This window comes from Longimicrobiales bacterium (genome assembly GCA_035764935.1).
GTDB lineage: Bacteria > Gemmatimonadota > Gemmatimonadetes > Longimicrobiales > RSA9 > DASTYK01.
In genome coordinates this window covers 1-6,290 of the sequence record DASTYK010000175.1, presented here as the reverse complement: position 1 = coordinate 6,290, position 6,290 = coordinate 1, and the positions used below count along the sequence as shown (strand labels likewise).

Below are 6,290 nucleotides of genomic sequence, written 5' to 3'. Positions count from 1 at the left end.
CGGCGTGTCCTCGCGGCTCCACTCGCCGAACACCTCGAAGCCGCTCTCGGGCAGCACGAAGCGGCCGAAGACGAAGCCGATCGCATTGCCTTCGCGGTTGCCGCCGCTGGTGAAGAAAGGCGAGTCCCAGGTCATGTCCAGGATTCCGCCCAGTCCGATTTCGCCGAAATCCTCGACATCGTGATAGACGCGCGCGACACCGAACTGCAGCCCCGGGATGAAGTGCGGCGCGAAGCCGACCTGGAACCCGGTGATCACGTGCTGGTCGTTGGAGGCGTCGCCGTCGAAGTAGTCCGATTCCGAGACCTCGCCCCAGAACGAGTTGACCTCGATGTCGACGATCCAGGCGCTGAAGGGGCGGACGCTCACGAATGCGTGCGGGAAGCCGGGCGCGGTGTTGCTCATCATGAGCGGGAACAGCCGGGTCGCGCCGACCCACATGTTGGCGGTCGAGAAGCCGGCGGCCACGGGCCCGTACTCAGCCTGGATGCCGGTGCTGCCCCACTGGAACTCCGAGAACTCACCGGGTCCGAAGCGCTTCGGGTAGTCGATGTTGCGGTGGTACGGGTTGGCCCATGGTGAGCGACCTTCCCAGATGGTCGTCGGCACCTTGAAGAAGTCGTTCTGCTGATACGTCAGCCGGGGCGCGAGCACGGCGGAGAACCACTTCCAGCGGGCCGCAACGCCGAAGTCCACTGCGGAGTTCAGGCCGACCGTCTCGATCAGCCCGCCGTTGTTGCGCTCGCGCGGAAAGGCGCTGTTCACGGTGAAGCGCGTGCTCGGCGCGAGGATCTCGAGCATCGTCGAGTCGCGCGGCGGCACCCACTGGCGCAGGACGGGGATGGAGTCGAGACAGACGAGGTGCTCGTCCTGCTCACGGTAGAAGAACATCGGCGTGCGCTCGAGCGCGCCGCGGATCGCGGCGGCGCGGAGGAGGTCGCCGCGGGCGTCGTCGAATGACAGGCGCACGCGCGTCTGGTCGATGCACTGCGCCTGTGCGGCACCGGTCGAGCCAGCGAGCAGTCCTGCCAGGAAGAGAGCTGTGAAGCGATGCTTCATGCGCTGCCCCTGCTGAGGGAAAACGAGGCGGGAAAGTGCCCGGGTGCGGGGGTGTGGGCAAGTCTCGGGCGCGGACGTCGGAAAAAGCTATCGAGGACAGCGAAAAGTATGTGCTGGCGCGACGGGCAGGCCCTGTCCTAAATTCATGCAACCCGAAGAGTTCCCCGCTCGCGGCGTGCAGATCGTGCGACGACGACGCTGTCTTGCACCATCCTCGATTGGAGAGAGCACGTGATCGGAAACGAGCGCCGTGGAAAGGCCCGCCTGACGGTCTCCCTGGTACTGCTCAGTGTGACTGCGGCCCCGACGGTCGCGCAGGAGGCGCAGGACACGCTCGCCTCCCGCACGCACGTCGTGCGACGCGGCGATACGCTGTGGGACATCGCGCAGTCGTACCTGGCGGACCCGTTCCAGTGGCCGCAGATCTACGATCTGAACACGAACATCATCGCGGATCCGCACTGGATCTATCCGAACCAGGAGCTGGTGCTCCCCGGCTCGCTGCTGCGGGCGGACCTGCCGCCGGACGTGCTGGGTGTGCCGGTCAGCTACGAGCCGGGCACGGACGAGATCCTGGAGCCCGACGAGCGCGCGACGGTGATCGCGGACATCGATCTGCGCCAGCCGCTGATGACGCCGACGGAGTACCTGGGGCTGCCGTGGCTCGCCGATCCGCGCGCGCTGCCGTGGGCGGGCCGCGTGGTCGGGCTGATGGACCCGGCCGTCCGCGAGCTGGACATGCCGACCATGCTCAAGCCGTACGACCGCGTACACGTCGGCCGGCTGACGCAGACCGTCGTGCCGGGCGACACGCTGCAGGTCGTACGCGTGGAGCGAACGGTGGGGCTGAACCGGCAGATCATCCGGCCGCTGGCGCTGCTCGAGGTCGAGTCGGTCGGCGAGGACGGCGCGATCTCGCACGTGGTGCGGATGTACGGCGAGGCGCGGCGCGACGACCCGGTGCTGGTGACCGGCGTGCTGCCGCCGCTCGCAGCGGGTGAGCCCGCGCCGGTACAGGGGGGCCCGCAGGGTGAGCTGATCGCAATGATCGAGGAGCAGCCCCTCTACGGCACCACCGATATCGGCTTCGTCACGCTCGGTGCCGGCACGGTGGCGATCGGAGACGAGCTCGAGGTGTATCTACCGCGGCACCAGGCGAATGCGGTCGACGTGGTGCCCGCACAGCGGGTCGGCACCGTGCGCGTGGTGCGCGTCGAGGACGCGACCGCGACCGTGCGCGTGCTGGACGTCGAGAACGCCGGGCTGGAGGCCGGACTGCCGGTCCGGCTCGTCCAGACGATTCGCTAGCAGGACGCGGCCCAGGCCGCGATACGGGGATGCAGGCCGATACGGGCGCCCCGGGGCGCCCGTATCCGTATGGAGGTGTATTGGTCACGATTCTTCACGGGGTGGCGCTGCTCGGCTACCTCGCCGCGGGCGTGCTGCAGACCGTCTCTTTCGCGGGTGAGCGCGCGGAGGTCCCGCGAGGCGGGGTGCTGCTGATCGGTGGCGCCGCACTCGTGCAGCTCGGCGCGCTGGTCGCGTTCGGCGCCCGGTTCGGCGAGCTGCCGCTCGTCGGGCTCGGGCCGTCGCTGTCGACGCTGGCCTTTCTGATCGCGCTGTTCCTCCTGTTCGCGACCATCGCAAGCGACGCCCGCCCCGTCGGTCTCGTGCTGCTGCCCGTGATCGTCGCACTGCTGGCCGCCGCGCTCCTGATCGGGGTGCGCCCCTCGGGCGAGCCGCTCGCGTTCAGCGGCGCGTGGTTCTCCTTCCACGTCGTGCTCGCGTTCGTCGGCGTCGCCGGCTTTGCATTCGCCTTTGCCGCCGGGCTGCTCTACCTGCTGCAGTTCCGCGAGCTCAAGTCGAAGCGGTTCGGCCGCATCTTCCGCTTCTTCCCGGCGCTGAACACGCTGGACCGGCTGGGTCGCAGCTCCGCGGTGGTCGGGTTCTGCGCACTCACGGCCGGCCTCGCGCTCGGCTGGGCCTGGACCATCCGCTTCCGCGGCACTTTCGCGATGGGCGACCCGCAGGTGATCTGGGGCGCGCTCACCTGGGTGGTTTTTGCGGGGGTGCTGGGCGCACGAATCGGCGGTGCGGGCAGCAACCGCCGGGCTGCGCTGGTCAGTGTCTGGGGCTTTGCGCTGGTCGTCCTCGCGTACGTCGTGCTCCGCCTCGCGCAGGCGGGCGGCGCCGCGTTCCTGTAGGGGGCGCGGTGGGCGTACACGTCGTCGGGCTGAGTCACCACACGACACCGCTGCCGATCCGTGAGCGAGTCACGCTCGACGGGCCGGAGTTGCACGAGGCGCTGCACGCGCTGCACGGCGCCGGCGCGGCCGAAGTCGTGATCTTCTCCACCTGCAACCGCACCGAGATCTACGCGCGCGACGACGCGGACGACGCTGCTGCCGGCGCGGCGCACGCGTTTCTGCGCGCGCGCGGCGGGCTGAGCGAGGAGGACGCGGGACGCTTCGTCTACACGCGGAGCGACGACGCCGCAGCACGTCACCTGTTCCGCGTCGTCTCGGGCATCGACTCGCTGGTTCTCGGGGAGCCGCAGATCCAGGGGCAGGTCAGGAGCGCGTACGAGTCCGCCGCGTCGCAGAACGGGCGGGAGCGCACCGCGGGGCCGATCCTGTCGCGGCTGTTCGAGACCGCACTGTCGGTGGGCGGCCGCGTGCGCGCGGAAACCAGGCTGGGTGCGGGCGCCGCGTCGGTGCCGTCGGCCGCGGTCGCACTCGCGCGCAAGATCTTCGGCTCGCTGCAGGGGCGCAGCACCGTGATCGTCGGTGCAGGCGAGATGGGCGAGCTGACGCTGCAGTGCCTGCTCGACGAGGGCGTGAGCGGCGTCGTCGTCGCGAACCGCACCGCACAGCGCGCGGAGAACCTGGTCGCCCGGCTGGGCGGCGAGGCAGCCACATTCGAGCGGCTGCCGGAGCTGCTGCGGACGGCCAGCATCGTCGCGTGTGCAACTGCAGCGCCGCACCACGTCATTTCTGCAGACATGGTGGCGCGCGCCTTTCGCGAAGGCCGCAAGGAGCCCATGCTCCTGCTCGACATTGCGCTGCCACGTGATGTGGAGCCGGGCGCCGGCTCGATCGACGGCGTGTTCCTGTACGACGTCGACGATCTCCAGCAGGTCGTGGACAGCACGCTCGCACAGCGACGCGGCGAGATCGACCGGGCCGATGCAATCATCGGCCACGGTGTCAGCGAGTTCATGACCTGGTACCGCGGCCGCAGCGTGGTCCCCGTGATCCAGGCGCTGCGCGGCCACGCGGAGCAGCTCCGCCAGGCAGAGCTAGAGCGCGCGCTGCGCTCCGCGCACCTGGACCCGCAGACCGCCGCTGCGGTGGACGTGCTGACGAAGCAGCTGCTCAACAAGATCCTGCACGCGCCGACCACGCGCCTGCGCGAAGCGGCGAAGGACGGGCGCGAGGGTGAAGTTGCGGAGGCGGCGCGCTATCTTTTCGGGCTGGACGAGATGGGTGGGCAGGACTGAGGGGCGCGCGCCCGATGTTGGGGAGGCGGGCCAGGGCCCGGGGCCCTGGGCCGGGGCCGGGTTTCACAGCGGGATTGCAACGGGAACGCCGCGGGAGACACCCCCCGGCCCGGGCGCAGGGCCCAGGGCCCCGGCCCGCATCTCGACCAGTAACCACGAACCAGAAAGGACATCCGTGCCCCAGAAAAAAGCACTGATCACGGGCGGAGCCGGCTTCATCGGCAGCCACGTCGCGGACCGCTTCCTGGCGGAGGGCTACGCGGTATGGATCCTCGATGACCTGTCGTCGGGGAAGCGCGAGAACGTGCCGGCCGGTGCGACGTTCGTGCAGGGCGATATCCGCGGCACGGCGGTGACGGACCTGTTCCGCGAGGTGGGCGGCTTCGACGTCGTCAGCCACCACGCGGCGCAGATCGACGTGCGGATCTCGGTTTCGGATCCGCGCCGGGACGCGTCGATCAACGTGGACGGCTTCCTCAACGTGATCGAGGCAGCGCGTACGTTCGGGTGCGGACGCTTCGTGTTCGTTTCGTCGGGTGGCGTGGTGTACGGCGAGCCCGAGGTCAGGCCGACGCCGGAGACGGCGCCCAAGCTGCCGCTCTCGCCCTACGGCGTGACCAAGCTGGTCGCCGAGCAGTACCTGCACTACTACCGCGTGACGCACGGCATGCACGCCGTCGCGCTGCGCTACTCCAACGTGTACGGCCCGCGCCAGGACCCGCATGGTGAGGCGGGCGTTGTCGCGATCTTCTCGAACCGGCTGCGCGACGGCGAGCCCGTCACGATCTTCGGCGACGGCGAGCAGACGCGCGACTACGTGTACGTGGGGGACGTCGCCGCGGCCAACTACCTGGTCGCGACCGCGCCGCTGGAGGCAATCGAGCGCTCGCTGCCGAACCCGAAGGGAGCGCAGGCGCTGGACGTGTACGCATTCAATGTCGGGACCAGCACGGAGACGAGTGTGAACGAGCTTGCACGCGTCCTGATGAAGGCATCGGGTCGCACGGTCGAGATGAAGTATGCGTCGGCGCGCCCGGGCGAGGTGCAGCACTCGTGCATCGCGACGGACAAGCTGAAGTCGCTGGGGTGGCAGTGCAGCGTCACGATCGAGGAGGGCCTCGGCCGCACCTACCGTCACATCGCGCAGGAGGTGGCGCGGTGATCGCGATGCTGCAGACGGCATCTCCGAACTTCACGCTGTTCCTCAATTCGCTCACGACCGTCATCGTCCTTGCCGTGACGGCGGTGTTCTCGCTGGTGAGCTGGATCATCATCTTCTGGAAGGGCGGCCAGTTCCGCCGTGTGCGGCGCGACGGCGCGCGCTTCGGCGCCGCACTGGAGCGCGTGCAGCGGCTGGACGACGCGTACAAGGCGGTGATGCGCCTGCCGGAAACGGCGTACACGCGCGTCTTCCGGCAGGGCGCCAACTTCTTCAGCGAGCTGCGCCCCGGCGCGCTGCGCGAGGATGCGGAGCCGCAGCCGGGGCTGAGCGAGACGCAGCTCAACGCGCTCTGGCTCGTGCTCGAGAAGGTGCAGGAGGAGGAGCGCGACGCGCTTGCCGGCGGCATGGTGTGGCTCGCGATCATCGCCGTGACCGCGCCGCTGCTCGGCCTGCTCGGCACCGTGCTCGGCGTCATGAACTCGTTCATGGGCGTCGCGACGACCGGCACCGCGAACATCGCGGCCGTTGCGCCGGGCATCGCCGAAGCGCTGATCACGACCGCGGGCGGCC

At 69.6% G+C, this 6,290-nt stretch carries 6 protein-coding genes; 5 read left to right on the top strand and 1 reads right to left on the bottom strand.

Annotated elements, in window-relative coordinates; translation table 11 throughout:
* A partial coding sequence (locus tag VFU06_15520) for a hypothetical protein (protein ID HEU5210804.1) occupies positions 1 to 1,059 on the bottom strand: 1,059 nt, incomplete at its 3' end.
* 231 nt (positions 1,060 to 1,290) lie between these two features.
* Here VFU06_15520 and VFU06_15515 point away from each other — a divergent pair.
* From VFU06_15515 to VFU06_15495, 5 genes are all read left to right on the top strand, one after another.
* A complete protein-coding gene (locus tag VFU06_15515; protein HEU5210803.1) occupies positions 1,291 to 2,367 on the top strand; it encodes a LysM peptidoglycan-binding domain-containing protein in 1,077 nt (358 codons plus the stop codon).
* 80 nt (positions 2,368 to 2,447) lie between these two features.
* Positions 2,448 to 3,263, top strand: a complete 816-nt coding sequence (ccsA, locus tag VFU06_15510; protein HEU5210802.1) for a cytochrome c biogenesis protein CcsA — start codon at positions 2,448 to 2,450, stop codon at positions 3,261 to 3,263.
* Between the two features lie 8 nt (positions 3,264 to 3,271).
* Positions 3,272 to 4,558, top strand: a complete 1,287-nt coding sequence (hemA, locus tag VFU06_15505; GenBank protein HEU5210801.1) for a glutamyl-tRNA reductase — start codon at positions 3,272 to 3,274, stop codon at positions 4,556 to 4,558.
* A 175-nt stretch (positions 4,559 to 4,733) separates the two neighbouring features.
* A complete protein-coding gene (locus VFU06_15500) occupies positions 4,734 to 5,720 on the top strand; it encodes an NAD-dependent epimerase/dehydratase family protein (protein HEU5210800.1) in 987 nt (328 codons plus the stop codon).
* 5 nt (positions 5,721 to 5,725) lie between these two features.
* A partial coding sequence (locus VFU06_15495) for a MotA/TolQ/ExbB proton channel family protein (protein ID HEU5210799.1) occupies positions 5,726 to 6,290 on the top strand: 565 nt, incomplete at its 3' end.